19 protein-coding genes are annotated in these 25,659 nt (G+C 54.8%); 7 read left to right on the top strand and 12 right to left on the bottom strand.

Annotation, left to right across the window (positions count from 1 at the left end; genetic code table 11):
- Nucleotides 1-23 precede the first annotated feature (23 nt).
- The 5 genes from OK409_RS04430 (at nucleotide 24) to pdeR (ending at nucleotide 9,073) form a co-directional block, all read left to right on the top strand.
- Nucleotides 24-2,327, top strand: coding sequence for an FdhF/YdeP family oxidoreductase (locus OK409_RS04430; protein ID WP_033757827.1), 2,304 nt, complete (start codon nucleotides 24-26; stop codon nucleotides 2,325-2,327).
- A 112-nt stretch (nucleotides 2,328-2,439) separates the two neighbouring features.
- The gene (locus tag OK409_RS04425; RefSeq protein ID WP_264366799.1) at nucleotides 2,440-4,374 is read left to right on the top strand and encodes an exoribonuclease II; all 1,935 of its coding nucleotides are present in this window, start codon (nucleotides 2,440-2,442) and stop codon (nucleotides 4,372-4,374) included.
- A 201-nt stretch (nucleotides 4,375-4,575) separates the two neighbouring features.
- Entirely contained in the window at nucleotides 4,576-6,645 is a 2,070-nt protein-coding gene (locus OK409_RS04420) for a carbon starvation CstA family protein (protein WP_245116504.1), read from the top strand.
- On the top strand, nucleotides 6,638-6,928 hold the full coding sequence (locus OK409_RS04415) for a YbdD/YjiX family protein (RefSeq protein ID WP_010670244.1): 291 nt from the start codon (nucleotides 6,638-6,640) through the stop codon (nucleotides 6,926-6,928). Before OK409_RS04420 ends, OK409_RS04415 begins: the two co-directional genes overlap by 8 nt.
- A 159-nt stretch (nucleotides 6,929-7,087) precedes the next feature.
- On the top strand, nucleotides 7,088-9,073 hold the full coding sequence (gene pdeR, locus OK409_RS04410; RefSeq protein WP_264366798.1) for a cyclic di-GMP phosphodiesterase: 1,986 nt from the start codon (nucleotides 7,088-7,090) through the stop codon (nucleotides 9,071-9,073).
- Between the two features lie 12 nt (nucleotides 9,074-9,085).
- On the opposite strand, the gene OK409_RS04405 is transcribed toward pdeR, so the two are convergent.
- From OK409_RS04405 to araD, 3 genes are all read right to left on the bottom strand, one after another.
- Nucleotides 9,086-9,952: a crotonase/enoyl-CoA hydratase family protein gene (locus OK409_RS04405; RefSeq protein WP_003853843.1), complete on the bottom strand. Its 867-nt coding sequence runs from the start codon at nucleotides 9,950-9,952 to the stop codon at nucleotides 9,086-9,088.
- Nucleotides 9,953-10,096: 144 nt separating this feature from the next.
- On the bottom strand, nucleotides 10,097-11,080 hold the full coding sequence (gene kdgT / locus OK409_RS04400) for a 2-keto-3-deoxygluconate transporter (RefSeq protein WP_010244511.1): 984 nt from the start codon (nucleotides 11,078-11,080) through the stop codon (nucleotides 10,097-10,099).
- A 218-nt stretch (nucleotides 11,081-11,298) separates the two neighbouring features.
- Nucleotides 11,299-11,997, bottom strand: a complete 699-nt coding sequence (gene araD / locus OK409_RS04395) for an L-ribulose-5-phosphate 4-epimerase (RefSeq protein ID WP_010244508.1) — start codon at nucleotides 11,995-11,997, stop codon at nucleotides 11,299-11,301.
- A 347-nt stretch (nucleotides 11,998-12,344) separates the two neighbouring features.
- On the opposite strand from araD, the gene osmB reads away from it, so the two are divergent.
- Nucleotides 12,345-12,560 (top strand): osmotically-inducible lipoprotein OsmB, encoded by a 216-nt coding sequence (osmB, locus tag OK409_RS04390; protein WP_003853848.1) that lies wholly within the window; start codon nucleotides 12,345-12,347, stop codon nucleotides 12,558-12,560.
- 77 nt (nucleotides 12,561-12,637) lie between these two features.
- Here the strand turns inward: osmB and yciH are convergent, their stop codons facing one another.
- From yciH to pgpB, 5 genes are all read right to left on the bottom strand, one after another.
- Nucleotides 12,638-12,961 (bottom strand): stress response translation initiation inhibitor YciH, encoded by a 324-nt coding sequence (yciH, locus tag OK409_RS04385; RefSeq protein ID WP_010244495.1) that lies wholly within the window; start codon nucleotides 12,959-12,961, stop codon nucleotides 12,638-12,640.
- Nucleotides 12,961-13,680, bottom strand: a complete 720-nt coding sequence (gene pyrF, locus OK409_RS04380; RefSeq protein ID WP_022625580.1) for an orotidine-5'-phosphate decarboxylase — start codon at nucleotides 13,678-13,680, stop codon at nucleotides 12,961-12,963. Before pyrF ends, yciH begins: the two co-directional genes overlap by 1 nt.
- A gap of 198 nt (nucleotides 13,681-13,878) precedes the next feature.
- Nucleotides 13,879-15,048: a lipopolysaccharide assembly protein LapB gene (gene lapB / locus OK409_RS04375; protein ID WP_010244490.1), complete on the bottom strand. Its 1,170-nt coding sequence runs from the start codon at nucleotides 15,046-15,048 to the stop codon at nucleotides 13,879-13,881.
- A 6-nt stretch (nucleotides 15,049-15,054) separates the two neighbouring features.
- Nucleotides 15,055-15,363 (bottom strand): LapA family protein, encoded by a 309-nt coding sequence (locus OK409_RS04370; RefSeq protein WP_010670247.1) that lies wholly within the window; start codon nucleotides 15,361-15,363, stop codon nucleotides 15,055-15,057.
- A gap of 134 nt (nucleotides 15,364-15,497) precedes the next feature.
- On the bottom strand, nucleotides 15,498-16,256 hold the full coding sequence (gene pgpB / locus OK409_RS04365) for a phosphatidylglycerophosphatase B (protein ID WP_033769163.1): 759 nt from the start codon (nucleotides 16,254-16,256) through the stop codon (nucleotides 15,498-15,500).
- Between the two features lie 227 nt (nucleotides 16,257-16,483).
- Between pgpB and ribA the strand changes: the two genes are divergently transcribed.
- Nucleotides 16,484-17,077, top strand: coding sequence for a GTP cyclohydrolase II (gene ribA / locus OK409_RS04360; RefSeq protein WP_010244482.1), 594 nt, complete (start codon nucleotides 16,484-16,486; stop codon nucleotides 17,075-17,077).
- Nucleotides 17,078-17,420: 343 nt separating this feature from the next.
- On the opposite strand, the gene acnA is transcribed toward ribA, so the two are convergent.
- The 4 genes from acnA to topA all read right to left on the bottom strand — a co-directional run bounded on the left by acnA (nucleotide 17,421) and on the right by topA (nucleotide 25,375).
- Complete coding sequence (gene acnA, locus OK409_RS04355) at nucleotides 17,421-20,102, bottom strand: aconitate hydratase AcnA (protein ID WP_264366797.1); 2,682 nt, start codon at nucleotides 20,100-20,102, stop codon at nucleotides 17,421-17,423.
- A 601-nt stretch (nucleotides 20,103-20,703) separates the two neighbouring features.
- Nucleotides 20,704-20,862: a YmiA family putative membrane protein gene (locus OK409_RS04350; protein ID WP_071778593.1), complete on the bottom strand. Its 159-nt coding sequence runs from the start codon at nucleotides 20,860-20,862 to the stop codon at nucleotides 20,704-20,706.
- Between the two features lie 496 nt (nucleotides 20,863-21,358).
- Entirely contained in the window at nucleotides 21,359-22,333 is a 975-nt protein-coding gene (gene cysB, locus OK409_RS04345; protein WP_003853865.1) for an HTH-type transcriptional regulator CysB, read from the bottom strand.
- A 417-nt stretch (nucleotides 22,334-22,750) separates the two neighbouring features.
- Nucleotides 22,751-25,375: a type I DNA topoisomerase gene (topA, locus tag OK409_RS04340; RefSeq protein WP_264366796.1), complete on the bottom strand. Its 2,625-nt coding sequence runs from the start codon at nucleotides 25,373-25,375 to the stop codon at nucleotides 22,751-22,753.
- Nucleotides 25,376-25,659 lie beyond the last annotated feature (284 nt).

Genomic DNA, 25,659 nt, shown 5'->3' with positions numbered 1-25,659 from the left:
ACTATAAAAAGCCTGCACTCAATATGAAATTTAAACGCCAAATCAAACCCTATCGCGCGGCAGCGGGCGGCTGGGGTTCACTGGAAGCCACCACGCGTTTCGTTCTTGACAGCAAAGCGGCCCTGAAAAATATGCGCAACCTGATGCGCATGAACAAAGCACGCGGTTTTGACTGTCCGGGCTGCGCCTGGGGTGATGACAATAAGAGTACCTTCAGCTTCTGCGAGAATGGCGCCAAAGCGGTGACCTGGGAAGCGACGCGCCGGATGGTCGACACCGACTTTTTCGCTAAACACAGCGTGACCACGCTCTATACCCAGAGTGACTACTTCCTGGAGTATCAGGGACGTCTGACCCATCCGCTGCGCTACAACGCGGAAACCGACCACTACGAGCCCATCAGCTGGGATGATGCGTTTGCGCTGATCGCGCAGCACATCAAGGCGATGGATCATCCGGATCAGATGGAGCTTTACACCTCCGGTCGCGCCAGCAATGAAGCCTCCTGGCTCTATCAGCTGTTTGGTCGCCTGATGGGGACCAATAACTTCCCTGACTGCTCCAATATGTGCCACGAAGCCAGCGGCACCGGCCTGAAGCGCAGCATTGGCGTCGGTAAAGGCACCATTCGTCTGGATGATTTCGACCACGCAGATGCCATTTTTGTCTTCGGTCAGAATCCCGGCACTAACCATCCGCGTATGCTGCACAGCCTGCGTCACGCTGCCGATCACGGTGCGAAAATCGTCACCTTTAATACCCTGCGTGAACGCGGTCTGGAACGTTTTGCCGATCCGCAGAAACCGCTGGAAGTGGTGACTTCGAAAGCGGGTAACATCAGCTCCTCCTATTATCAGCCGAACCTGGGCGGTGATATGGCAGCGGTGCGCGGCATGGTGAAATCCCTGCTGGAAACCCACCGCGCGCGTCTGGCGGCTGGTGAAAGCGGCCTGTTCGATCAAACCTTTATCAATGCTAAAACCAACGGCATTGAGGCGTATCTCGACGCCGTGGATAACACCAGCTGGATGCAGATTGTGGCGCAGTCGGGCCTGACGCAGGCGCAGATCCGTGAAGCCGCGGCGATCTACCAGAGCGCTGACCGGGTGATCTGTACCTGGGCGATGGGCATTACCCAGCACAAACACTCTGTCGACACGGTGCGCGAGATCACCAACCTGCAGTTGCTGTTTGGCCAGCTGGGTAAAAAAGGCGCAGGCCTCTGCCCGGTTCGTGGTCACAGTAATGTGCAGGGCAACCGCACCATGGGCATCGATGAGAAACCGGCGAAAGCCTTCCTGGATGCGCTGGGGAATCATTTCAATTTCGAGCCCCCGCGTGCGGCAGGCCACAACACCGTGGAAGCGCTGAACGCCATGCTGCGTGATGAAGTGAAAGTGCTGATCGCGCTGGGTGGCAACCTGGCGGCGGCCGCACCCGACTCACCGCGCACCGAAGAGGCGATGTCACGCTGTGGTCTGACCGTGCATATCAGCACCAAACTGAACCGCAGCCATCTGGTGCCGGGTCACGATGGGCTGATTCTGCCGACGCTGGGCCGCACCGAGCGCGATCTGCAGGCCACCGGCAATCAGTTTATTACCGTGGAAGACTCTTTCAGCATGGTGCACGCCTCTGAAGGGATCGGTATTCCGCTGGCGGAAACACAGCGTTCAGAGACCTGGATTGTTGCCGGTATCGCCGAGGCGGTGCTGGGTGATGAAAAAGTGAAATGGCGCGAGCTGGCGGGTGATTACAACCTGATCCGTGAGCACATCGCCGCGACGATCCCGGGCTTTGCCGACTTTAACGCAAAATGTGACATCCCGGGCGGTTTCTATCTGGGCAACGCAGCAGCCGAGTTGCGCTTCAATACCCCGAGCCAGAAAGCGGAATTTAACGCCTCAGCGCTGCCGACCTCACTGTTCCCGAATCTTGATCAGGACGTGCCTTTTACCCTGCAGACACTGCGTTCGCACGACCAGTACAACACCACCATTTACGGCCTCGATGACCGTTACCGTGGCGTGTTTGGTCAGCGTGAAGTGGTGTTCATCAACCCGGACGATATGGCAGACCTGGGCTTTACCGAAGGCCAGAATGTCGATATCGAAACGCTGTGGAATGATGGCATTACCCGTCGCGTCAGCGGATTCAAACTGGTTCCCTACAATATTCCGCGCGGTAACCTGGCGGCCTATTATCCGGAAACCAACCCGCTGGTGCCGCTGAACAGCTTTGGTGATGACAGTGGTACACCGACCTCAAAATCGGTGCCGGTGAAGCTGGAACTCTCTGAGGCACTGGCCGATCAGCGCATCGCCTGACAGCCCTTTCACTCCCCCCTAAAAAGCCGGCTCGTCCGGCTTTTTGCCTTGCCGCGCGACGTCGATTCGCGTAAAACTGTCAGCCGCAATCAGCCAACGAAACGTAAAAATTATGTTCCAGGATAACCCGCTGCTCGCGCAGCTGAAAGAGAAGCTCCATTCGCAAACGCCTCGTGCTGAAGGCGTCGTAAAAGGCACTGAAAAAGGCTTCGGCTTTCTGGAAGTCGATGCGCAAAAAAGTTACTTCATTCCGCCACCGCAGATGAAGAAAGTGATGCACGGCGATCGTATCACCGCCGTGATCCACAGCGATAAAGATCGCGAAAGCGCTGAGCCGGAAACCCTGGTTGAGCCGTTCCTGAGCCGCTTTGTTGGCCGGGTACAGAAGAAAGACGATCGCCTGTCGATTGTGCCGGATCACCCCCTGCTGAAGGATGCGATCCAGTGTCGCCCTGCGCGCGATGTCAGCCATGAGTTTGAGAATGGTGACTGGGCCGTGGCGGAGATGCGTCGCCATCCGCTAAAAGGCGATCGCGGCTTTTATGCCGAACTTACCGATTTTATTGTCAAAGCTGAAGACCATCTGGCGCCGTGGTGGGTGACGCTGTCGCGTCATAACCTTGAGCGTGAAGCGCCCGATGTCAGTTTTGGCGAGATGCTGGATGAAAATCTGACGCGTGAAGATCTGACCGCGCTGGATTTCGTTACCATCGACAGCGCCAGCACCCAGGATATGGATGATGCGCTCTTTGCGGAAGCACTGGACGATGGCGCCCTGCGTCTGACCATCGCTATCGCCGACCCTACCGCCTATGTGCCGGAAGGCAGTCAGCTCGATAAGCTGGCGGCGCAGCGTGCGTTTACCAACTACCTGCCGGGCTTTAACATCCCGATGCTGCCGCGCGAACTCTCTGATGATGTCTGCTCGCTGCGTCCGAATGTGCGCCGTCCTGCCCTGGCCTGCCGCGTGACCGTGGCAGCCGATGGCAGTTTAGGTGATGACGTTGAGTTCTTTGCCGCCTGGATCGAATCCAAAGCCAAGCTGGCGTATGACGACGTCTCTGACTGGCTGGAAAACAGCGGCTCATGGCAGCCGGAAAGTGAGGCGATTGCTGAACAGATTCGCCTGCTGCATCGCCTCTGCCTGGCGCGCAGCGAGTGGCGTCAGACTCACGCGCTGGTGTTTAAAGATCGCCCGGATTACCGCTTCCTGCTGGGTGAAAAAGGTGAAGTGCTGGAGATTGTGGCTGAACCGCGCCGCATCGCTAACCGCATTGTCGAAGAGTCTATGATTCTGGCCAACGTCTGCGCGGCGAAAGTGCTGCGTGACCGTCTCGGTTTTGGTATCTACAACGTCCATGCCGGTTTCGATGCCACCAATGCTGAACAGGCCGCCGCCGTGCTGGCAAACCATGGTATTACCGTGGATGCGCAGGCAATCACCACGCTGGAAGGTTTCCGCGTGCTGCGTCGTGAGCTTGATGCCCAGCCAACCCAGTTCCTCGACAGCCGGATCCGTCGCTTCCAGACCTTCGCTGAGATCAGCACCGAGCCTGGCCCGCACTTTGGCCTGGGACTTGAGGCTTACGCCACATGGACCTCACCGATTCGTAAGTTCGGCGACATGGTCAACCATCGTCTGCTGAAAGCGATTATTCGCGGTGAGCAGATCGCTCGTCCGGATGATGCGCTGACGGTGACGATGAGTGAGCGCCGCCGCCTGAACCGCATGGCGGAGCGTGATGTTGGCGACTGGCTCTACGCCCGTTATCTGGCACCGTTTGCAGCAACCGACCGTCGCTTCAGCGCCGAGATTATCGATGTGTCACGTGGTGGCATGCGTGTTCGCCTGCTGGAGTTTGGCGCGGTGGCCTTTATCCCGGCGCCGTTCATTCACGCGGTGCGTGATGAGCTGGTCTGCAGCCAGGAAAATGGCAGCGTTCAGATCAAAGGCGAAGTGGTTTATCGTGTGACCGATGTGATTGATGTCACCATCGCCGAAGTCCGCATGGAAACCCGCAGCGTCGTGGCGCGTCCCGCCGTCTGAGTAGTGACGTACTGAGCAGTCAATCGGGCGGGATAACTCCGGTTATCCCGTCTGTTTCCACCCCGCCCGCATTGCAAAAAAGTTAAATTTGTACCCCGCTTCACACTTCTCCACTGATTAACTTTCACTTACATTCCATTACATTAAGTTTGACTCGTTGTTTTCGATCGCTTTCCTCTCGGTCCTCACAAGGAGTTAGTCATGAAAAACGTCAAAACCAGTGCGATCTGGTTAGTGGTGGCGTTAATCGGCGCGGGCGCTTTCGCCATGCTGGCCCTCAGCCGCGGCGAACACGTCAACGCAGTCTGGCTGGTGATAGCCGCTGTCGCCTGTTACAGCATCGCTTATCGCTTCTACAGCCTGTTTATCGCCCGCAATATTTTCGAACTGGACGACCGCCGGATGACGCCTGCCGAGCGGCTGAGCGACGGGCTCGATTATGTCCCGACCAATAAATGGGTGCTGTTTGGTCACCACTTTGCGGCTATTGCCGGTGCCGGCCCGCTGGTGGGTCCGATTCTGGCGGCGCAGATGGGCTTTCTGCCTGGCACCATCTGGATCCTGGTCGGGGTGATGCTGGCGGGTGCGGTACAGGATTTCCTGATCCTGTTTATCTCAACCCGTCGTGATGGCCGTTCACTGGGCGAGATGGCGCGGCAGGAGCTGGGTGCGTTTGCCGGTGTGGTGACCATGCTCGGCGCGCTGGGCGTCATGATCATTATCCTGTCGGCGCTGGCGCTGGTGGTGGTCAAGGCGCTGGCGAACAGCCCGTGGGGACTGTTTACCATCGCGGCCACCATTCCGATTGCGCTGTTTATGGGCGTCTACATGCGCTTTATCCGGCCCGGTAAAATCGCCGAAGTGTCGTTAATTGGCTTTGTGCTGATGATGGCGGCGATTATCTATGGCGGTGACGTAGCCCAGCATCCTTACTGGGGGCCCTTCTTTACCCTGAAAGGCACCTCACTGACCTGGGTGCTGGTGATCTACGGCTTTATTGCCTCCGTGCTGCCGGTCTGGCTGCTGCTGGCTCCGCGTGACTACCTTTCGACCTTTCTTAAAATCGGCGTGATTGTCGGGCTGGCGGTGGGGATTGTCTTTGCCATGCCAGAGATGAAAATGCCGGCGGTCACCAAATTTATCGACGGCACCGGCCCGGTCTTCTCCGGCGCGATGTTCCCGTTCCTGTTTATTACTATTGCCTGCGGCGCCATCTCCGGCTTCCATGCGCTGGTTTCCAGCGGCACCACGCCAAAACTGGTGGAGCGGGAAAGTCATATCCGCTTTATTGGCTATGGCGCGATGCTGATGGAATCCTTTGTGGCGATCATGGCGCTGATTTGTGCCTCGGTACTCGATCCGGGCGTCTACTTTGCCATGAACTCCCCGGCTGCGCTGATTGGTACCACCGTTGAAAGCGCCTCTCAGGTGATCAACGGCTGGGGCTTTGTCGTCACGCCGGAAATGCTGAGCGGCATCGCCCGTGACGTGGGTGAAGGCTCGATCCTGTCCCGCGCAGGCGGCGCGCCAACCTTCGCGGTGGGAATGGCCCACATCATTACCGAGATCTTTAACAGCCGGGCGATGATGGCGTTCTGGTATCACTTCGCCATTCTGTTTGAAGCGCTGTTCATTCTGACGGCGGTCGATGCCGGTACCCGCGCCTGCCGCTTTATGGTGCAGGATCTGGCAGGCACCGTGGTGCCTTCTATGGCGAATAACCGCTCCTGGCTGGGCAATATGGCCGGCACGACCGTGGCGGTGGCGGGCTGGGGCTTCTTTGTCTATCAGGGTGTGGTCGATCCGCTCGGCGGCATTAACACCCTGTGGCCGTTGTTTGGTATCGGCAATCAGATGCTGGCGTCCATGGCGCTGATCCTCGGCACCGTGGTGCTGTTCAAAATGAAAAAGCAGCGTTACGCCTGGGTGACTATCCTGCCAACTGTCTGGCTGTTTATCACCTCGATGACTGCCGGCTGGCAGAAAATCTTCCATGATAAACCGTCGATTGGCTTCCTGGCGCAGGCGAATAAGTTCAGCAAAGGGCTGGATGAAGGCGTGATCATCGCCCCGGCAAAAAGCGTGGCGGATATGCAGACCATCGTCTTCAGCAATCAGATTAACGCGGCCCTGTGCGCCTTCTTTATGCTGGTGGCAGTCACGATGCTCATCTCTGCGTTCTTTGTCATTCGCCGGGCGCTGCGCAGCGATCTTCCTACTACGCATGAGTCCGTTGTGACGCTGCGCAACAAGGAGGTGCGTCATGTCTGATGCTATTCATCAGTCCCGGCGTCCGCAGGGAGAGTGGCAGATTATCCGCTGCCAGCCTGCCGCCGCCCCACAGCCACAGACATTCAGCTGGCGGGGATTCTGGCGCGGCCTGCAACAGTGTTTTCGCTTAATGGTCGGGGTGCAGGATTATCAAAAATATCTGCAGCATATGCGACTCCATCATCCCGATCAGCCGCCGATGAATGAGCGCGATTTCCACCGTTACTGTCTGGATGCCCGCTTCCCCAGCCAGGCAGGCAAACTGGGTAAATGTCCCTGCTGACCGCACTAAACAGCCCCGCAATGTCGGGGCTTTTTTGTGCCATTCTTATCTGGATGGGAAAATATATTCGGTTTGCATCTTGTGCTGGCGTCAGATGATGAATACTGTTGCTAAAATAATGAGATAACGCCTGCAGAGCACTTCCCGGAGGAAGTTTCCATGACCGATGAACAAGGGCAAACGTTGTTGTACACCCTTTTCGGTACAACCAGCCCTCATTGGCGTCTGACCGCGGACAGCGATGCGTTGCATTTTGCCGAAGATGAGTCGTCACAAACTAATATCGCCCTGCCGTTAACCCCCGGCCAGGCAGCCATGATACGCGCGATGCCGGTCATCACTTCAAGCATCAATCTGACTATGACGCTGCAGGGCATTGATGTTCCGATGCATTTTGTCGGACGGAAAGTGAACCAGGCGACCTGGGCAGGAACCGCTTCTGCCTGGGGCGATACCTCAGCGGTCGCCCGCGACTTAACCCTGGGTCTTTCATTCGCCGAACAGGTGGTTTCTGAAGCCAACTCGGTGATTGTGATCCTCGATCAGCGCGGCAATATTCAGCGTTTTAACCGTCTTAGTGAAGAATACACCGGTCTGAATGAGCATGAGGTTATCGGCCGTAACGTCTTTCAGCTCTTTATGACCAAACAGGAGGCCTCTCAGTCACGACGCAACATTGCGGGCTTCTTCCGTGACGGTAACTCCTATGAGGTGGAGCGCTGGGTTAAAACCAAAAAAGGTCAGCGACTGTTTCTGTTTCGTAATAAGTTTGTTCACAGCGGCAGTGGCAAAAATGAAATTTTCCTCATCTGTTCTGGCACCGACATAACCGAGGAGCGACGCGCCCAGGAACGCCTGCGGGTGCTGGCAAACACCGATACGGTGACCGGTTTGCCAAATCGCAACGCAATTCATCAACAGATTAGCCTGGCGCTGGAGCGATCTGAGCGCGATGAGACCGGTGTGGTCTACCTCGATCTCGATAATTTCAAAAAAGTGAACGACGCATACGGTCATATGTTCGGCGATCAGTTACTGCAGGCGGTCTCACTGGCGATTCTTAGCTGTCTGGGTAAAGACCAGACTCTGGGCCGGCTGGGTGGCGATGAGTTTGTGGTGCTGGCTGAGCACACCAGCCAGGCTGCGCTGGAGGCGATGTCCTCCCGCATTCTTGAGCGTTTGCGTCAGCCTTTTCGTATCGGACTGATCGAAGTGTACAGCGGCTGCTCTATCGGGATCGCTTTCGCGCCGCTGCACGGTGAAGATCGCGAGAGCCTTATTCGCAATGCTGACACCGCGATGTATCACGCCAAAGAGAACGGTCGTGGCAAGTTCTGTGTCTTCGCGGCAGAGATGAACCAGCGGGTCTTTGAGTACCTGTGGCTGGACACCAATCTGCGTAAGGCGCTGGAGCTGGATCACCTGCTGGTGCATTACCAGCCGAAAATTGACAGTGATGGTGAAGTCCGCAGCGCCGAAGCGCTGGTACGCTGGAACTCACCCGAGCGCGGCCTGGTCTCCCCTGCTGATTTCATTCCCTATGCCGAAGAGTCGGGACTGATTGTGCCGCTGGGACGCTGGGTCATGCTCAATGTGCTGAAACAGATTATCGTCTGGCGCCAGCAGGGCATTTTTCTGCGCGTCGCCGTCAACGTGTCGGCACGTCAGCTGATTGATCAAAGCATCTATAATGACCTGAAACAGGCACTGCATGAGGCGAATATCACCGACTGTCCTATCGATATTGAGCTCACAGAAAGCTGCCTGATAGAGAATGAAGCTGAAGCCCTGCGGCTGATGAAGCAGTTTCAGGAGCTGGGCGCACAGGTTCATCTGGATGACTTCGGCACGGGTTACTCATCGCTTTCTCAGCTCGCACGAGTGCCGATCAATGCCATCAAGCTCGACCAAAGCTTTATCCGCGATATTAATAAACAGCCCGTCTCACAATCGCTGGTACGAGCTATTGTCGCCGTCGCCAAGGCGCTCGATTTGCAGGTGATTGCAGAGGGTATTGAGACCCCGGATGAAGAGAAGTTTGTCCTTAACAGTGGTGTCGATGGGCGTCAGGGCTACTACTACGCAAAACCAATGCCCGCGGAACAGTTTGGGCATTGGCTGGCTAAGCATCCTGCCCGCGTTTAACGCTAATTCAGATTAACCCGCTTTACGCAGTGATGCGCTGTGGCGGTTTTGTAACTGAACCAGGCGTTCCATGTAAGCAATGTCTTTAGGTTCGATGGTAAAGGCGTAATCGACCCAATCTTCGGTAATATCCATCAGCTCAGCGCGTGACAATTGCAGCACGCGCTGACGCGCTTTCAGCATAGCCCGCACGCCATTGAGTTTAGGACGTAACGTATCGATAAAGGTGCGGGTGGCGCGGTAACTGTCGCCAGGCTGGAAGACTTTATCCACCAGTCCGCGCGTTTCATACCACTCTGCGCTGTGGGACTCCCCTTCACAAATTAACTCCTCTGCCAGTTTCATGCCGGAACGACGCGCGACCAGTGAGTAGCCGCCCATGCCGGGAAAGAGGTTAAAAGCAATTTCCGGAAAGCCCATCCGCGCGTTGTTCTGCGCCAGAATGAAGTGATGCGCCAGCGCCGCTTCGAATCCGCCGCCTAAGGCACTGCCCTCAATCATCGCCAGCGTCACCGCGCCGGTATCAAACCCCCGTGCTGCCGAATGGATGCAGTCAACGCAGGCACGGGCATAGGCCCGCAGCGCCTCACGGCGGTTATTGCGAATGCACTCGACAAAGAAGCGCAGATCGCCACCGGCGTTAAACATCTGTGGCACCAGAGAGCCGGTAACCCAGAAGTCGATCGGCAGACCGGAACGCTGAGCGGCGTAGCTCAGATTCATGATCTCCTCAATCAGTTCATGGTTGAAGCTCGGACGGGGCTGTGCACGCAACATCATCCACATAGTACGACGCCCTTCTTCGTAATAGGCGACTAACTGCGTGGTGTTGCCGACTTCGGTAAATAATCTGCACGTTGCTTGGTTAATAACTGTCATTGTCTCATCCTCTGTTTATATTTGATGCGTTAAATACGCCACATCAGCGTAATGCAGAGTGAGGCCAGACCAAATGAGAGATTGATTTACAACACAAAATCCAGAGTGATCCCCGACTCGCGCGTCGGGGATTGATTAGGCGGGTTACTTAATAGCGGCACGCTGCTCCACGGCAACATGAAGACGCTTAACACGTTTTGAATAGATGGCCGTGATGATCGGCACCAGCACGGAGGTCACAATCACGGACGTTGCCACCAGCGCCGTGGCAGCAGGGGCAATCGGTTTAAACTGCGGCAGCATCTCGGCAATCAGCACCGGTGTCGCCACCGCTGCGCCTGCCGTACTGGATGCAGCTATGCCAGCCGTGCCATCCCCGCCCCCAATCAGCCGATCAGTCAGAATGAGTGGGATACCGGTAATGATGATCACCGACACGCCCAGCATGATGCCCAGCAGTCCGGTTTCCGCAATGACACCCAGGTTAATGGTGTTACCCAGAGCAAAGGCGAAGAAAGGAATCAGCGTATGGACCGCTTTTCCGAAGAAGTCGCGCAGCTCCGGATCAAGATTCCCTAATGCAAACCCCACAATAAACGGCAGGACCGCCCCCACAAACACGTGCGGCTCGAATGAGGCGATGCCGGCGGTGCCCAGGATAACCATGGTCATTAATGGCCCGGACTCCAGAGACATCAGCACAAACGCACCTGCCTCCTCTTTGGAACCATATTGCTGCATGATCGAGGCATAAAGGCCGCCATTGGTCATATCCATGGCAGCCACCAGCGCCAGCGTCGATAAGCCGGCAAACATCCCTACTTCTACGCCATTCTCCGGCATCACCCGTGAGGCGATGGCAGCCACAACCCAGGCGACGGCAATCTTGGTAAGCACCAGCGTGCCCGATTTACGCAGTACCGTCCCGGTGGCGCTGAGTTTAATCGACGCGCCCATACAGAAAAACCAGACGGCCAGAATGGGCACAGTGCCGGTCATCAGGCCGTTGGTGAAAGAACCGAAATATTTTCCGGCGCCTGGAGAAAACGTATGACAGAGTGCGCCGATAAAGAGCGGAATGAGCATCATACCGCCCGGAATTTTGTCTATTGCACGTTTGATATGCATATGGATGTCACCTTTGCTATGCCAGAGGGTGGAGCAGGAAGTGCCCGAAGGCGATGCAAGCAAAGTAGTGACTTGAGGTAATCAAAACAGTGATCGCCTCGATAAAATGAAACGCTGTTTTATTTTTAATGACCTGTTGTTTTGATAACTATGATGGAGATCGCCATACCAGTCTCAGATGAGACTAAAAAAAACGGGACGCCGTGGCGTCCCGCTCGCTATTTTTGCCCGTACCAGGCGTTCTCGCCATGCTTTCGCAGGTAGTGCAGGTCAAGCAGCGTCTGGTTAATCGGCGGCAGATTAGCGGTCAGCTGCTGGCTAAACAGGCCCATATACGCCACCTCCTCCAGCACAACCGCGCTGTGCACCGCAGCGTGGGCGTCTTTACCCCAGGCAAACGGGCCATGAGAGTTGACCAGTACCGCCGGGATCGCCGAAGGAGACAACCCGCGTTGCGCAAAAGTTTCGATAATCACCTCACCGGTGTTCCACTCGTAGTCGTGCTGAATCTCTTCATTGCGCATCGACCGGGTACAGGGGATCTCACCATAGAAGTCATCGGCGTGGGTGGTTCCCCAGGCAGGAATCGGTCGTCCTGCCTGGGCCCAGATGGTCGCATGCCGCGAATGGGTATGGACAATGCCACCCACCTCCGGCCAGGCGAGGTAAAGCGCGCGGTGTGTCGCCGTGTCCGAGGAGGGGCGTTTATCCCCTTCCACCACGTCGCCACTCGCCAGATCGACCACGACCATGTCGTCGCGCTTCATCACTTCATAGCGCACGCCGGAAGGTTTAATCACCAGCAAACCCTGTTCGCGATCAACAGCGCTGACATTGCCCCAGGTGAAGGTCACCAGGTTGTATTTGGGTAGATCCAGATTCGCTTCCAGAACCTGTTGTTTCAGGTGTTCCAGCATCTATTTTCTCCTGCTGACAATCGTCCCTGAATTTTGCGGAGTCGGACGCGAAAGAGTTATGGAGCAAATGGCTATAAACGCAGAAGGAATGGCTGTGAATGCAAAAATGTGTCGTGATTTCAGAATTTTCTATCTTCGGAATTTAACCAGAACGCTTAGAATCCTCTCAGGCAATGCGTGGCCCTGTCGGGTTTACATTGCGACTCTCCCGCTACAAACGGTTTGTCCATGGTGATCACATTTCCATGCCGACACGGATGCGGCAATGATGCGACACAAGCGGGCTGAGGAAATATCGGAGCTATACTAAGAGTGTTGCCTCTGTGAGCACATCAAAGGAGAAGTGTATGACAACAACAATGAAACGAATCACTGCCGTTGTACTGGCGACCACGTTAGCTGTTGCACTGAGCGGCTGTTCTAACTGGTCTAAACGTGACCGCAACACCGCTATTGGCGCGGGCGCGGGTGCGATTGGGGGTTCAGTATTGACCAATGGTAGCGCACTCGGCACAGTCGGTGGCGCCGCTGTCGGTGGTATTATCGGTCATCAGGTCCACTAAAGACCTTATTAAAAGAATAATCGGCTACGCTAAGCATCTACACAACAATCGGGCTACTTCGGTAGCCCGATTTTTTTTCAGCCACCCGCCAGTTTGACCTTCATACCTTTGGCTTCCAGCAGGCTTTTCAGTAAATCGCGCTTATCCCCCTGAATCTCGATAACGCCCTCTTTCACCGAACCCCCACAGCCGCACTTCTTTTTGAGTTCGGCCGCCAGCAGCGTCAATGCCGCGTCGTCCAGGTCGATACCGGTAATCAGGCAGACGCCTTTTCCCTTGCGACCACTGGTCTGGCGCTGGATGCGCACAATGCCATCCCCTTTTGGCCGCTCCTTCGCCGGCTCCGGCTGGGTAATGCGCCCGCTGTCGGTTGAGTAAACCAGTGGATTATCCTTCGCCATTATTGTGTCTCCAGACTGTGCAGGATCGCCTGCAGAGTGGCGGCGGGATCGGCGGATTGGGTGATCGGACGCCCGATAACCATATAGTCCACGCCCGCCTGCTTCGCCTGCTCAGGTGTCATGATGCGACGCTGATCGCCTGCATCACTGCCTGCCGGGCGAATCCCCGGCGTGACCAGCGCAAACTCCTGACCTAAAACCTGTTTGAAGCGGACAGCCTCATGGGCGGAACAGACCACACCATCCAGCCCGCACGACAGTGTCAGCTTCGCCAGTCGCTCTGCCTGTTCAGCAGGAGAAAGCGTAATGCCCAGCCCTTTGAGATCTTCTGCATCCATACTGGTCAGTACAGTCACCGCAATAAGCAGGGGCGCCTCTTTACCAAAGGGAAGCAGCGCTTCACGCGCCGCGTTCATCATCCGAGCCCCACCACTGGCATGGACGTTGACCATCCAGACCCCGAGATCGGCAGCGGCCGCCACGGCATGAGCGGTGGTGTTGGGAATATCGTGGAATTTAAGATCGAGGAAGATTTCAAAGCCGCGCTGCTGCAGAGTGTTAACCAGCGAGGGGCCAAATAGCGTAAACATCTCTTTGCCTACTTTAAGGCGGCAACTGCGGGGATCGATCTGGTCGACGAAACGCAGTGCGCTGTCGAGGTCATGATAATCCAGCGCTACCAGAATCGGCGAAGCGGTCACGTTGTGGGGTGAAGGCATGGCATTTCCTCTGCAACAGGCGCCCGCAGGCGCATTAGACAAACGGCAAGCATTCTACCTGCGGTGTCTGACCATCACAATCGCCATTGCCCTCCTGCCTGGCAAATTATGCACTGTCGCTGAGGTCTGTAAGCTAACCTGCTCTCTAGTATGTTGTAACTATAATGGGCTATTAACAGTGCAGCTGTAACGGCCGGTTTACTGGCCGTCGAGGCCACGGATGGGCTTAACTGAAGACCAGGTGCGGCAGGATGGGCAGTGCCAGTAGAGTGCGTGGGCGGTAAAGCCGCACTTCTGGCAGCGATAGCGCGGCTTGGTGCGGATCTGTTCGCCGACCATGTCACGCAACACCATCAGGCTCTCTTTCGCCCGGCCATCTTCCGCTTCATGCAGATTTAAATCCATCAGGCGGTGGAACACCCGCATGGTAGGATGACGCTGCAGCTGACGGCTGATGTAATTCTGGGCCGCTTCGGGCCCCTGCTGCTGCTCAAGGATGTCAGACAGATAGAGCTCCGCAGCTGCGCCGGTGTTCTCTTCAACACAGCGATGAAGAAACTCTGACCAGGCGTCGGGCTGATTGAGCTGCTGGAAACAGGTTTCCAGCATCCCCAGCGTTTCACTCACCAGCTCTTTATCCTGATCCAGCACCCGCTGCAGATGGCCCACCGCTTTGGCGTAATCCCCTTTTTCCATCAGGATACGGCCCATCATGATCGAGATGCGTGCGCTGTTGCGATCGGCCGACTCCCCTTTCTTCAGCAGGCTCATGGCACGATCGAGATCGTCGCTGCTCATCGCCTGCAGAGCCAGCTCGCAGTAGAAGTGGGCTATTTCGCCTTTCTGCTTCTCTTTGCCAAGCTTAACCAGCCGCTCTGCGACTTCAATCGCCTGCTGCCAGTCGCTGGTTGCCTGGTGAATCAGCAGCAGTTGCTGCAGCGCACCCACCCGAAAGTCAGTTTCATCGGTGAGCTGCTTAAACATGTCTTCCGCGCGGTCATATAAGCCCGCCGCCATATAGTCGCGGCCCAGTTGCTGTACGGCGAGCAGTCGCTGCTCATAGCTCAGGGAGGCGCTTTCCATTAAAGCCTGATGGATGCGGATGGCGCGGTCGACTTCCCCGCGCGAACGGAACAGATTGCCCAGCGTCAGGTGTGCTTCAACCGTGCCGCTGTCCTCTTTCAGCATCTCAAGGAAGAGGTCGACCGCTTTGTCCTGCTGATTGGAGAGCAGGAAGTTTACGCCAGCGACATATTCACGTGACAGTCGGTTGGCTTCCTGTTGCTTATCCTGATGCGCGCTGCGACGGCCCATATACCAGCCATACGCTGCCGCCACCGGCAGTAACAGAAACAGCAATTCATGCATCAGGGATTATTCCCGGCCAGCCGGAGAAGATGGCGTGGTCGCCAGGGTAGTACTCTGCTCGATTTGGGTCTGCATACGCTTAATTTTCCGGTTGGCATTCGCCAGGGAGACGCGGGTCCGTAACCAGAACAGACCGCAGATGATCCAGCCAAGCACGAAACCTGCGCCAAACAGGGATGCCAGTAAGGTCGAGATGCTGAACTCACCCTGCGCCAGCAGATAGTTAAAAGTAATGACCTGATCGTTATGCGCACCCAGGGTGACGGAAATAATGAAAATGACCAGTACCACTAAAAAAATCAGCAAATATTTCACAGTGCATCCTGTTGTGAGGTTGTCGGGTAGAATTATGCCAAAACTCCAGCAAAAATGCTGCTCCCAGCAGCATCGGGCGGGTCGCTTTTACGCAGGCCCGTCTAATAATATGGGGTCTTACGGGTGAATTACAATCAGGGCTCCCGCTGCGCCACCTCTTTTTGCTCTTCCGGCGGCAGCGTCAGCGGGCCACAGAATCGCTGCGCCAGCCAGGTGGCAATGGTGACCAGTAGCCAGGAGAGTATGGTTGCCATCGCCAGATCCCGTGGCCAGTGCATGCCCAGCAGCAGACGACTCGCCATTACGCCGGTGGCCCACAGAAAGATCACCACCACGGTTTTATAGTGCCGACGCGGCCAGAGCAGACCCAATGCCAGCAGCGCCCAGCTGGCGGCAAACATAGTATGTCCCGACGGGAACGCGAAACCGGTTTCAAACGCCCAGTGCCGTTTCAGCCAGCCTGGGAGCTGTGTCTCATCGGCAATCAGTGAGGTTACCATCTCGCCACGCTGTTTGCGCTTCAGCTCGTAGAAGGTCTTTTCATCCAGCCCGTGATGCTGTTCCAGCCAGATCACATAGGGACGCGGCTCCTGAATCTGCTCTTTGATATAGGATTTGGTGTATTGCCCGGCCAGAATGGTGGCGTTCATGATCAGCAGCAGTAAGATAGCTGGCTTCAGCCGAAAGCGCAGGCACCAGAGCATCCAGGCACTCAGCACGACGCTGGTAACAATGCCCCAGGGGTTGGTGACGGTCTCGGTCATCCAGAAGAGACCTTTCAGCAGCGCATTGCTTTCGCCTGGTTGCCAGCGCCAGCCGCTGAGCCAGACCGCAACCGGCATGATCAGCAGCAGCAGCATTCCAAAGGTGGTACGACGTGAAATCTTAAACATCCTCTTCCCTTATCCCGGCGTCAAAAGAGAGCAATTGCATAACTTTAGCTTAAAAAAGAATAACATAACCGTTGCCGATTGGATAATTGTGCTTTATCACTGCAATTGGTATCAGAGATTACCAGCCCGCTTGCGGGTTGTGGCACAATATTGCACGTTTGTCGGGCCACACTGGCCTGTGCACTATCATGATGATAGTGCATCCTCTGAAGGTTCTGGAGAGTCACATGCAGCTTAAACGGGTGGCAGAAGCCAAACTGCCCACGCCATGGGGAGATTTCCTGATGGTTGGTTTTGAAGAACTGGCAACCGGACATGACCACGTTGCACTGGTTTTTGGCGATATTAATGATAACGAGCCGGTACTGGCGCGCGTTCACTCTGAATGCCTGACCGGCGATGCACTCTTCAGCCTGCGTTGCGACTGTGGTTTTCAGCTGGAAGCCGCTCTCAATGCCATCGCAGAAGAGGGTCGCGGCGCACTGCTCTATCACCGTCAGGAAGGCCGTAACATCGGTCTGCTGAATAAGATCCGCGCCTATGCGTTGCAGGACAAAGGGTATGACACGGTAGAAGCGAACCATCAGCTGGGCTTTGCCGCCGATGAGCGCGACTTCACGCTGTGCGCCGATATGTTCAAACTGCTGGGCGTCAATGAAGTGCGACTGCTGACCAATAACCCGCGTAAAGTGGAGATCCTCAGCGAAGCCGGTATCAACATTGTTGAACGCGTGCCGCTGGTCGTGGGACGTAATCCGAAGAATGCGCACTATCTGGATACGAAAGCGGAAAAGATGGGGCATCTGCTGCCGAAGTCATAAATAAGCTGGGATTCACTGGCATCTGACCCTTGAAGAAGCCCAATCTGAGAGAATCCTCAAGCAACGGATTAGCTAAACGCGCACGGGGCACGGTCAGAAGAAGAAAGCGTCCCGCCGCCCGGATAAAAACGCCGGGAGCGTTTTTGAACAACGCAAAGCGTTGGCCCGGTACGGGCGCACCTCAGGGATGAGGTGCGTAATTGCGCGGGCCGGGCATGTCATGGATCACGGCTTTTGCGTCTTTCCGATCTGACCGTGTTCCGTGTGCAGCCACGGTCTCACAGCTTCTTATTACAGACGTTGTAAGCCACATAAAAAAGCCGGGTTTTCCCGGCTTTTTTTATCAGTCCAGCATATTGCGGATAACGTAGTGCAGGATGCCGTCATTGCGGTAATAGGTCAGCTCATTACCGGTATCGATGCGACAGCGAGTGTCCAGCTCTTCCTTACTGCCGTCAGCACGGGTCAGCGTCACTTTAACGCTGCAACCAGGCGTCAGTGCCTGAAGGTTTTCCACGTCAATGCGCTCCTCACCGGTCAGCCCCAGGCTTTTACGGGTCACGCCCTGCGGAAACTCCAGTGGCAGGATGCCCATCCCAATAAGGTTTGAGCGGTGAATACGCTCAAAAGATTCCGCAATTACTACCCTGACCCCCTGCAGACGTGGTCCTTTCGCCGCCCAGTCGCGACTTGAACCAGAGCCATACTCAAGACCCGCGATGACCGCCAGCGGCACGCCTTCCGCCTGATATTTCATTGCCGCATCATAGATGGCCAGCTGTTCGCCACTTGGGTAGTGTCGGGTATAACCGCCCTCCACGCCGGGTACCATCTCATTGCGGATACGGATGTTGGCGAACGTACCGCGCATCATCACTTCATGGTTACCGCGACGCGAACCATAGGAGTTAAAGTCTGTACGCTCCACGCCGTGTGACAGCAGATACCGTCCGGCCGGACTTTCCGCTTTGATGCTGCCCGCCGGTGAAATATGGTCAGTGGTGACCGAGTCGCCCAGCATGGCGAGCACTCGCGCACCGCGAATATCCTGCACCGGCTTAGGCTCTTTCTCCATATCGTCAAAGAAAGGCGACAGACGAATATAAGTCGATCCCTCATCCCAGTCGTAAGTCGCGGCTTCACTCACCTTAATCTCCTGCCACTCTGGCGTACCGTCGAAGACTTCAGCGTACTCTTTGTGGAACATGTCGCTGGTGACCTGCTGCACGGCCGTAGCGATCTCTTCCGGTGAAGGCCAGATATCTTTCAGGTAGACCGGCTGGCCCTGACGATCGTGGCCCAGCGGCTCGGTCTGCAGGTTGATCTTCATGTTACCCGCCAGCGCATAGGCCACCACCAGCGGCGGCGACGCCAGCCAGTTGGTTTTAATCAGCGGATGAATACGGCCTTCAAAGTTGCGGTTGCCGGACAGCACAGCACCCACCGTAAGGTCGCCGGCTTTAATCGCAGACTCGATTTCATCTTTCAGCGGGCCGGAGTTACCGATACAGGTGGTGCAGCCATAACCAACCAGATTAAAGCCCAGCTCGTCGAGATAAGAGGTCAGTTGCGCGACGGCCAGGTAATCTGAAACCACTTTAGAACCGGGTGCCAGCGAGGCTTTGACCCACGGCTGACGTTTCAGACCCCGCTCGACCGCTTTCTTCGCCAGTAAACCGGCCGCCATTAAGACGCTGGGGTTGGAGGTGTTAGTACAGGAGGTAATCGCACTGATCACCACCGCCCCATCGGTCAGCTTATGCGTCAGCCCGGTATCACTGTCGGTATACTCAACGATTTTATAGGGTTTCTGCGCCTGATTCACTTCCAGCTCATTGCTGGCATCAAACGCGGCGGGCACATCGCCCAGCGACACCCGATCCTGCGGACGTTTTGGTCCTGCGAGACTCGATTCCACCTCATTCATATCCAGCGCCAGAGTGCTGGTAAAACGCGGCTCATCGCCAGGGTTGCGCCACAGACCCTGCGCTTTGGCATAGGCTTCCACTAACGCTACCTGTTCGGCATCGCGTCCGGTCAGGGTCATATAGCTCAGCGTGACGTCATCAACCGGGAAGAATCCGCAGGTTGCGCCATATTCCGGTGCCATGTTGGCAATGGTTGCGCGGTCTGCCAGCGGCAGATCGGCCAGGCCATCACCGTAAAATTCAACGAATTTACCGACAACGCCGTGCTTACGCAGCATCTGGGTGACGGTTAACACGAGGTCGGTTGCCGTAATGCCGGCCCGCAATTTGCCGGTGAGTTTGAAACCCACCACATCCGGGATAAGCATTGAGACAGGCTGACCGAGCATAGCGGCTTCGGCTTCGATTCCCCCTACTCCCCACCCCAGCACGCCAAGCGCGTTGATCATGGTGGTGTGAGAGTCCGTACCGACCAGCGTATCGGGCCAGGCATACTCTTCACCATCAACGGTTTCATGCCAGATTGCCTTGCCGAGATATTCCAGGTTCACCTGATGGCAAATACCGGTTCCTGGTGGCACCACGCGGAATTTATCAAACGCCTTCTGGCCCCAGCGGAGAAAGACGTAGCGCTCATGGTTTCGCTCCATCTCCAGCCGGACGTTTTCTTCAAAGGCGTCATCATTGCCAAAATGGTCGACAGTCACCGAGTGGTCGATAACCAGATCAACCGGTGACAGCGGGTTTACTTTCGCCACATCGCCGCCTAGCCGATTCACTGCTTCTCGCATCGCAGCAAGGTCGACTACCGCAGGCACGCCAGTAAAGTCCTGCATTAATACACGGGCTGGCCGGTAGGCAATTTCTCGATCGGCGTGGGCATCTTTTTGCCAGTCAACCAGCGCCTGGATGTCCTCCGTCGTAACAGAGTCACCATCCTGATAGCGCAGTAAATTTTCCAGCAGGACCTTGAGGGATTTTGGCAGGCGATCGATATTGCCAAGGTGTTGAGCAGCATGGGGAAGACTGAAGATGTGATATTTTTTGGTGTCGACCTGCAGTACTTCCTGACTCTGCTCGCGTAGGGTAGACGACATAGCTCCTCCTTTCATTCATGGTCTTTAAACCTCAGAGAGACAAAGGTTTATGTTAAAGATAGACCACAATTTCGTTAACGTTTTGATTACAACACAAATTGCTACAATCGATCGCAAACGAAAATGCCCCGTGAAGTCACGAGGCATCATGAAAAGGTGATTTTAATTCAAATTACAGGGTTATCCACACCGCCGCAGACCAGAACGCAAAGGAGAATGCATACGCGCTGAGCCAGGACATTTTAATAATATTCATTTGGTTCACTCCTTCGCCGGAATCGGGCGTAAAAGTTTTTGCGGTCACCTTATAGAAAGAGGCGACACCCTTTGGTCGTACAGGATGTGGTAAGGGCATTTATAGGCCCACCGGAAATTCCGGTTTTAAAAGAACAGTGACGAAGAAATGGTCTGACAACGTTATTTGTTTTTAGGGTCCAGAAACGACTCAATAAAAAGTCTCTGGTTATCACTCAAATCCCATGAATCGGGGATAGACACTTTTTCGTCCTTTGCAAGGGGTTCTTTTCCTTTACAGGAGACCGTCTTGTGCTGACCCGAGGTCAGGGAACGTTTATGGCTGAGTGTATTTGCCCACATGGCTTTAGCCCCAGATACGCCAAATCATTAACGCGACAACTACCCAAAACAGCGCAGAGGCAGCGAATACGGTTAACCAGGCTTTGCGACGAGTGTTGCCGGTACGCTCAACCTTGGTGCTTTTTGCCGGGAAACCCGGTTGTACAGTCAGTCGTGTATTCATAGTTTTTGATAATCACTCTCAACAAAATGATTGATAACATCGATTAAGATTTAGGAGGAATCCTAAACGCGTTAAGGCCAAAAATCCAGTTATTTTTATTGAGTACAACGATTAACGGTATTAATCAATGAGCTCAGGTAACGTAAGAAATCATTAATACCGGAACTAATATTTAATTAAAAAACCCGCTAAAAAATTTGAGTTAATTTAAAAACAGATCCACTCAAAACTATAGATAACACTTAAGAACCTTATGTTTACTGGCTTCCCACGTCAGCTCTTAACTGGAGTATGGGAATATTCCTGGCAAGCCGCAAAGTGACATAGTTAAAAATGTGTTGTAATTCGCATTTAAGAAAGCCCGATGAGGAAACATGTGATCAATGTTTCATTTACAAAAAAATCATAAAAACTTTTGAGTCTCATTTGGCGCTAAAGCCTGGAGACAAAAAAGGCTGCACCAGGCAGCCTTATGTTTACGCGGGGAAGTTAAATTCTATTTAAACGGCAGTTTGATATCTTTAAACATCGCTTCAATGTCTTCATTGGAGCGCAACGCAACCGCAGTATCTACCACATCGCGCGTCAGGTGCGGCGCAAAACGTTGGATAAAATCATACATATAGCTGCGCAGGAAGGTGCTGCGGCGGAATCCAATCTTAGTGGTGCTGTTGGTAAAGATATCGGCGGCTTCAATGCGAATCAGGTCAGGATCGGCCACCGGATCTACTGCCATGCTGGCGATAACACCAACCCCCAGACCTAAGCGGACATAAGTTTTGATTACGTCGGCGTCGGTCGCGGTAAAGACGATGCGTGGCGTTAAACCTGCACGATTGAAAGCCGTATCCAGTTCTGAGCGCCCGGTAAAGCCAAAGGTGTAGGTCACCAGCGGATATTCAGCCAGCTCCTCGATAGTTACCTGCCCTTTTCCGGCCAGCGGATGATCGGCAGTCACCACAATTGCCCGATTCCAGTGGTAGCACGGCAGCATGATTAAATCGTCATAGAGATGCAGGGCTTCGGTGGCGATGGCAAAATCCGCATTACCTTTGGAGACGGCTTCGGCGATCTGGGTCGGAGAACCCTGATGCATGTGCAAAGAGACGCGAGGATAGCGCTCAATAAATCCTTTGATCACCCCAGGCAGCGCGTAGCGAGCCTGAGTGTGCGTGGTTGCGACATAGAGCGAGCCTTTATCAGGCCAGGTGTGTTCACCGGCTACCGATTTAATCGCATCCACTTTGGAGAGAACTTCACGCGCTATACGGATGATCTCTTCCCCTGCAGGCGTGACCTGGGTGAGATGTTTACCGCTGCGGGCAAAGATTTGCACGCCCAGTTCATCTTCCAGCATACGCACCTGTTTACTGATGCCGGGTTGAGAGGTGTAGAGACCTTCCGCCGTCGAAGAGACGTTGAGATTGTGATTGACCACTTCAACGATATAGCGCAACTGCTGTAATTTCATATCTATTCCATCCCGGTAAGTTACAGAGTCGCATCCCCGGTTGACGTATAGTCGCGAGGGTAAAAAGATGCTATGCATCAGGAAAGGTCGGAAATGCTATAACAACTATATCAGTTTAAGTGAGAGAGTAGAACGGATTGATATAAGGCTCAGAAAAAGGCCAGCGAGCGCTGGCTTGAGTATGATGACAGAGTCGGGTCTGGCCTGCTTTGAGACCTGTCTTGCGCATAGAACCGGGGCAGATCGGAAAGTCGCTCAAGCCAATCCCTGGTCGCTCGGCCCGCGCCATCCATGGCGCGGGACGCTTTCCTCTTCTGCCCCGGTTCCCTGCGCACTGAGCTTATTCACTGCTACAGGATTCACTAAGCATAGACCCTGTCGGCAGAAAAAAGGCCAGCGAGCGCTGGCCTTCAGGGATTACTTTTTCGCTTCCTGCCATTTGCCATCTATATAGAAGGCGGACCAGCCGGTTGCCTTGCCCTCTTTTTCGGAGGAGACATACTGCTGTTTGGTCTTGCGGCTGAACCGCACCAGCGTTTTGTTGCCTTCCGGATCGGCTGCTGGCGCATCGGCCAGATATTTCAGCTTCTCAGGCAGACGATCTTTGAAGCGCTGAAGCTCTTCCACCAGCGGCGCACGCGTCTCGCGTGATTTCGGGAAAGTGTTGGCCGCGAGGAAAACGCCCGCCGCACCGTCACGCAACACGAAATAAGCATCTGACTTCTCACACGCCAGCTCTGGCAGCGGAACCGGATCCTCTTTCGGCGGAGCAACTTCACCACTGCGCAGTATCTTGCGGGTGTTTTTGCACTCTTCATTGGTACACGCCATGTACTTACCAAAGCGTCCCATCTTCAGATGCATCTCCGAACCACACTTCTCGCACTCCACCACCGGGCCGTCATAGCCTTTGATGCGGAATTCGCCCTTCTCAATCTCGTAACCATCACACTCCGGGTTATTACCACAGACATGCAGTTTACGTTCGTTATCGATCAGGTAGCTGTCCATGGCCGTGCCACACTTCTGGCAGCGACGACGGGCACGCAGGGCGTTGGTTTCAGCATCATCCCCTTCCAGAATATTGAGGACTTCATTTTCCGGGATCAGGTTGATGGTCTGTTTGCAGCGCTCTTTAGGTGGCAGCGCATAGCCGGAACAGCCCAGAAAGACGCCGGTACTGGCAGTTCGAATCCCCATCGGACGGCTACAGGTCGGGCAGTTAATCGAGGTCAGCACCATCTGGTTCGGCTGCATCCCGCCCTCTTCAGGATCTTTCTCAGCCAGTTCAAGCTGCTGGGTAAAATCAGTGAAGAAGTGGTCGAGTACCGCTTTCCATTGCGCCTGGTTATTGGCAACCTGGTCAAGGTTGCTCTCCATGCGGGCGGTGAAATCATAATTCATCAGTTCGCGGAAGTTCTCTTCCAGACGATCGGTAACGATTTCACCCATTTTTTCCGCATAAAAACGGCGGTTTTCAACCCGTACGTAGCCACGATCCTGAATCGTCGAGGTAATGGCGGCGTAGGTGGATGGACGACCAATTCCGCGCTTCTCCAGCTCGCGCACCAGTGACGCTTCGCTGAAGCGCGCCGGTGGCTTGGTGAAGTGCTGACCGGGCAGCAGTTGTTGCAGGTCCAGAACATCACCCACGCTTACCGCAGGCAGCGTACGATCTTCATCATTCTTACGCAGCGCAGGCATCACTTTGGTCCAGCCGTCGAAACGCAGAATACGGCCTTTCGCTTTGAGCCGGAAATCACCGGCGGCGGCAGTAATGGTGCTGGAGTCATATTTTGCCGGTGTCATCTGACAGGCAACAAACTGACGCCAGATCAGCTGATAGAGTTTCTGCGCATCCGCTTCCATATCTTTCAGCTTTTCCGCCACCACTTCCACATCAGAAGGACGAATCGCTTCGTGCGCTTCCTGGGAGTTCTCTTTGCTGGCGTAAGTTATGGCGTTTTCAGGCAGATACTTTTTACCGAAATTGCTTTCGATATAGCCACGCGCCATGGCGACCGCATCCTGACTCAGGTTGGTCGAATCGGTACGCATATAAGTAATGTGGCCCGCTTCGTACAGCCGCTGAGCCATCATCATAGTCTTCTTGACGCCAAAGCCGAGACGGGTGCTGGCAGCCTGCTGCAGTGTCGAGGTGATATAAGGCGCGCCCGGCTTGCTGCTGGTCGGCTTATCTTCACGATCCACGATCTCATAGCGCGCTTTTTCCAGCAGCGCGACGGCGGCATACGTCTCGTCGCGGTTGACCGGACGGAAGGCTTTATCGCCTTTGTGCGTCACGTCCATCGACAGCTCATCGCCTTTCGGCGTGGTCAGCGCGGCATTAACTTCCCAGTACTCTTCGGGAACAAAAGCTTTAATCTCACGTTCACGTTCCACCACCAGGCGAACGGCAACGGATTGCACACGTCCGGCAGAGAGACCACGAGCGATCTTTTTCCACAGCAGTGGCGAGACCATGTAGCCCACCACGCGGTCCATAAAGCGACGCGCCTGCTGAGCATTAACCCGATCAATATTCAGTTCGCCCGGCTTTTCAAACGCCTGACGAATCGCATTCTTGGTTATTTCGTTAAACACGACGCGGCTGAAGCGCGAGTCATCACCACCAATCACTTCCCGCAGGTGCCAGGCAATGGCTTCCCCTTCGCGGTCAAGGTCGGTTGCGAGATAGATGTGGTCAGCATTGGCGGCTAACGCCTTTAGTTCGGCGACCACTTTCTCTTTGCCGGGCAGAATCTGATAGTCCGCTTCCCAGCCGTGATAGGGGTCAACACCCATGCGGCTGACGAGTGCGGCCTTCTCATCTTTTTTAACTTTTTTGACTTTCTTGTCAGTCGAAGCGTCTTTGACTTTCTTATCTGTCGAGGCGTCAGCACTTTTCTTCGCGGTTGAACCACTGGTCGGCAGATCCCGGATATGACCCACGCTGGATTTAACCACGTAATCACTACCCAGGTATTTATTGATTGTTTTAGCCTTTGCCGGGGACTCAACAATAACGAGTGCTTTACCCATATTTACCTTTACCTAATGAAAACATCCTGCTTAACGGGAGAGGATTGGATGCCCAAAAACCCAATGGGTTCAATATTGCTGCGCCTGTTTAACATTTCAAGGCGGAGGGGTCAATCTCAGATCAGATGATGTGGCGTTATGCAACTGCATGATAAAGAGTGCTTTTTCTATCTGAACTCATCGCACATCCTGGTGCAAAATCCCTGAAATCGGAATCGCCCACACTCTACCTGATAAAATCTGTTACGCAACTTAATTAGCACTCAGCCCGGACTTACGCCAGG

Origin of the sequence: Pantoea sp. RG18 (genome assembly GCF_025910075.1) — a bacterium.
GTDB lineage: Bacteria > Pseudomonadota > Gammaproteobacteria > Enterobacterales > Enterobacteriaceae > Pantoea > Pantoea agglomerans.
The sequence above is the reverse complement of the archived record's forward strand: the minus strand, read 5'-3'. Positions and strand labels throughout refer to the sequence as shown.

Excerpts from the sequence above, each read along its gene's own strand:
- pgpB (WP_033769163.1), bottom strand. The coding sequence starts at position 16,256 with ATGTTTAAGATTTCACGTCGTACCACCTTTGGAATGCTGCTGCTGCTG.
- pdeR (WP_264366798.1), top strand. The coding sequence starts at position 7,088 with ATGACCGATGAACAAGGGCAAACGTTGTTGTACACCCTTTTCGGTACA.
- OK409_RS04350 (WP_071778593.1), bottom strand. The coding sequence starts at position 20,862 with ATGAATACACGACTGACTGTACAACCGGGTTTCCCGGCAAAAAGCACC.
- ribA (WP_010244482.1), top strand. The coding sequence starts at position 16,484 with ATGCAGCTTAAACGGGTGGCAGAAGCCAAACTGCCCACGCCATGGGGA.
- osmB (WP_003853848.1), top strand. The coding sequence starts at position 12,345 with ATGACAACAACAATGAAACGAATCACTGCCGTTGTACTGGCGACCACG.
- cysB (WP_003853865.1), bottom strand. The coding sequence starts at position 22,333 with ATGAAATTACAGCAGTTGCGCTATATCGTTGAAGTGGTCAATCACAAT.
- OK409_RS04420 (WP_245116504.1), top strand. The coding sequence starts at position 4,576 with ATGAAAAACGTCAAAACCAGTGCGATCTGGTTAGTGGTGGCGTTAATC.
- OK409_RS04430 (WP_033757827.1), top strand. The coding sequence starts at position 24 with ATGAAATTTAAACGCCAAATCAAACCCTATCGCGCGGCAGCGGGCGGC.
- kdgT (WP_010244511.1), bottom strand. The coding sequence starts at position 11,080 with ATGCATATCAAACGTGCAATAGACAAAATTCCGGGCGGTATGATGCTC.
- acnA (WP_264366797.1), bottom strand. The coding sequence starts at position 20,102 with ATGTCGTCTACCCTACGCGAGCAGAGTCAGGAAGTACTGCAGGTCGAC.
- yciH (WP_010244495.1), bottom strand. The coding sequence starts at position 12,961 with ATGGCGAAGGATAATCCACTGGTTTACTCAACCGACAGCGGGCGCATT.
- lapB (WP_010244490.1), bottom strand. The coding sequence starts at position 15,048 with ATGCATGAATTGCTGTTTCTGTTACTGCCGGTGGCGGCAGCGTATGGC.
- araD (WP_010244508.1), bottom strand. The coding sequence starts at position 11,997 with ATGCTGGAACACCTGAAACAACAGGTTCTGGAAGCGAATCTGGATCTA.
- OK409_RS04405 (WP_003853843.1), bottom strand. The coding sequence starts at position 9,952 with ATGACAGTTATTAACCAAGCAACGTGCAGATTATTTACCGAAGTCGGC.
- OK409_RS04425 (WP_264366799.1), top strand. The coding sequence starts at position 2,440 with ATGTTCCAGGATAACCCGCTGCTCGCGCAGCTGAAAGAGAAGCTCCAT.
- topA (WP_264366796.1), bottom strand. The coding sequence starts at position 25,375 with ATGGGTAAAGCACTCGTTATTGTTGAGTCCCCGGCAAAGGCTAAAACA.
- OK409_RS04415 (WP_010670244.1), top strand. The coding sequence starts at position 6,638 with ATGTCTGATGCTATTCATCAGTCCCGGCGTCCGCAGGGAGAGTGGCAG.
- pyrF (WP_022625580.1), bottom strand. The coding sequence starts at position 13,680 with ATGCCTTCACCCCACAACGTGACCGCTTCGCCGATTCTGGTAGCGCTG.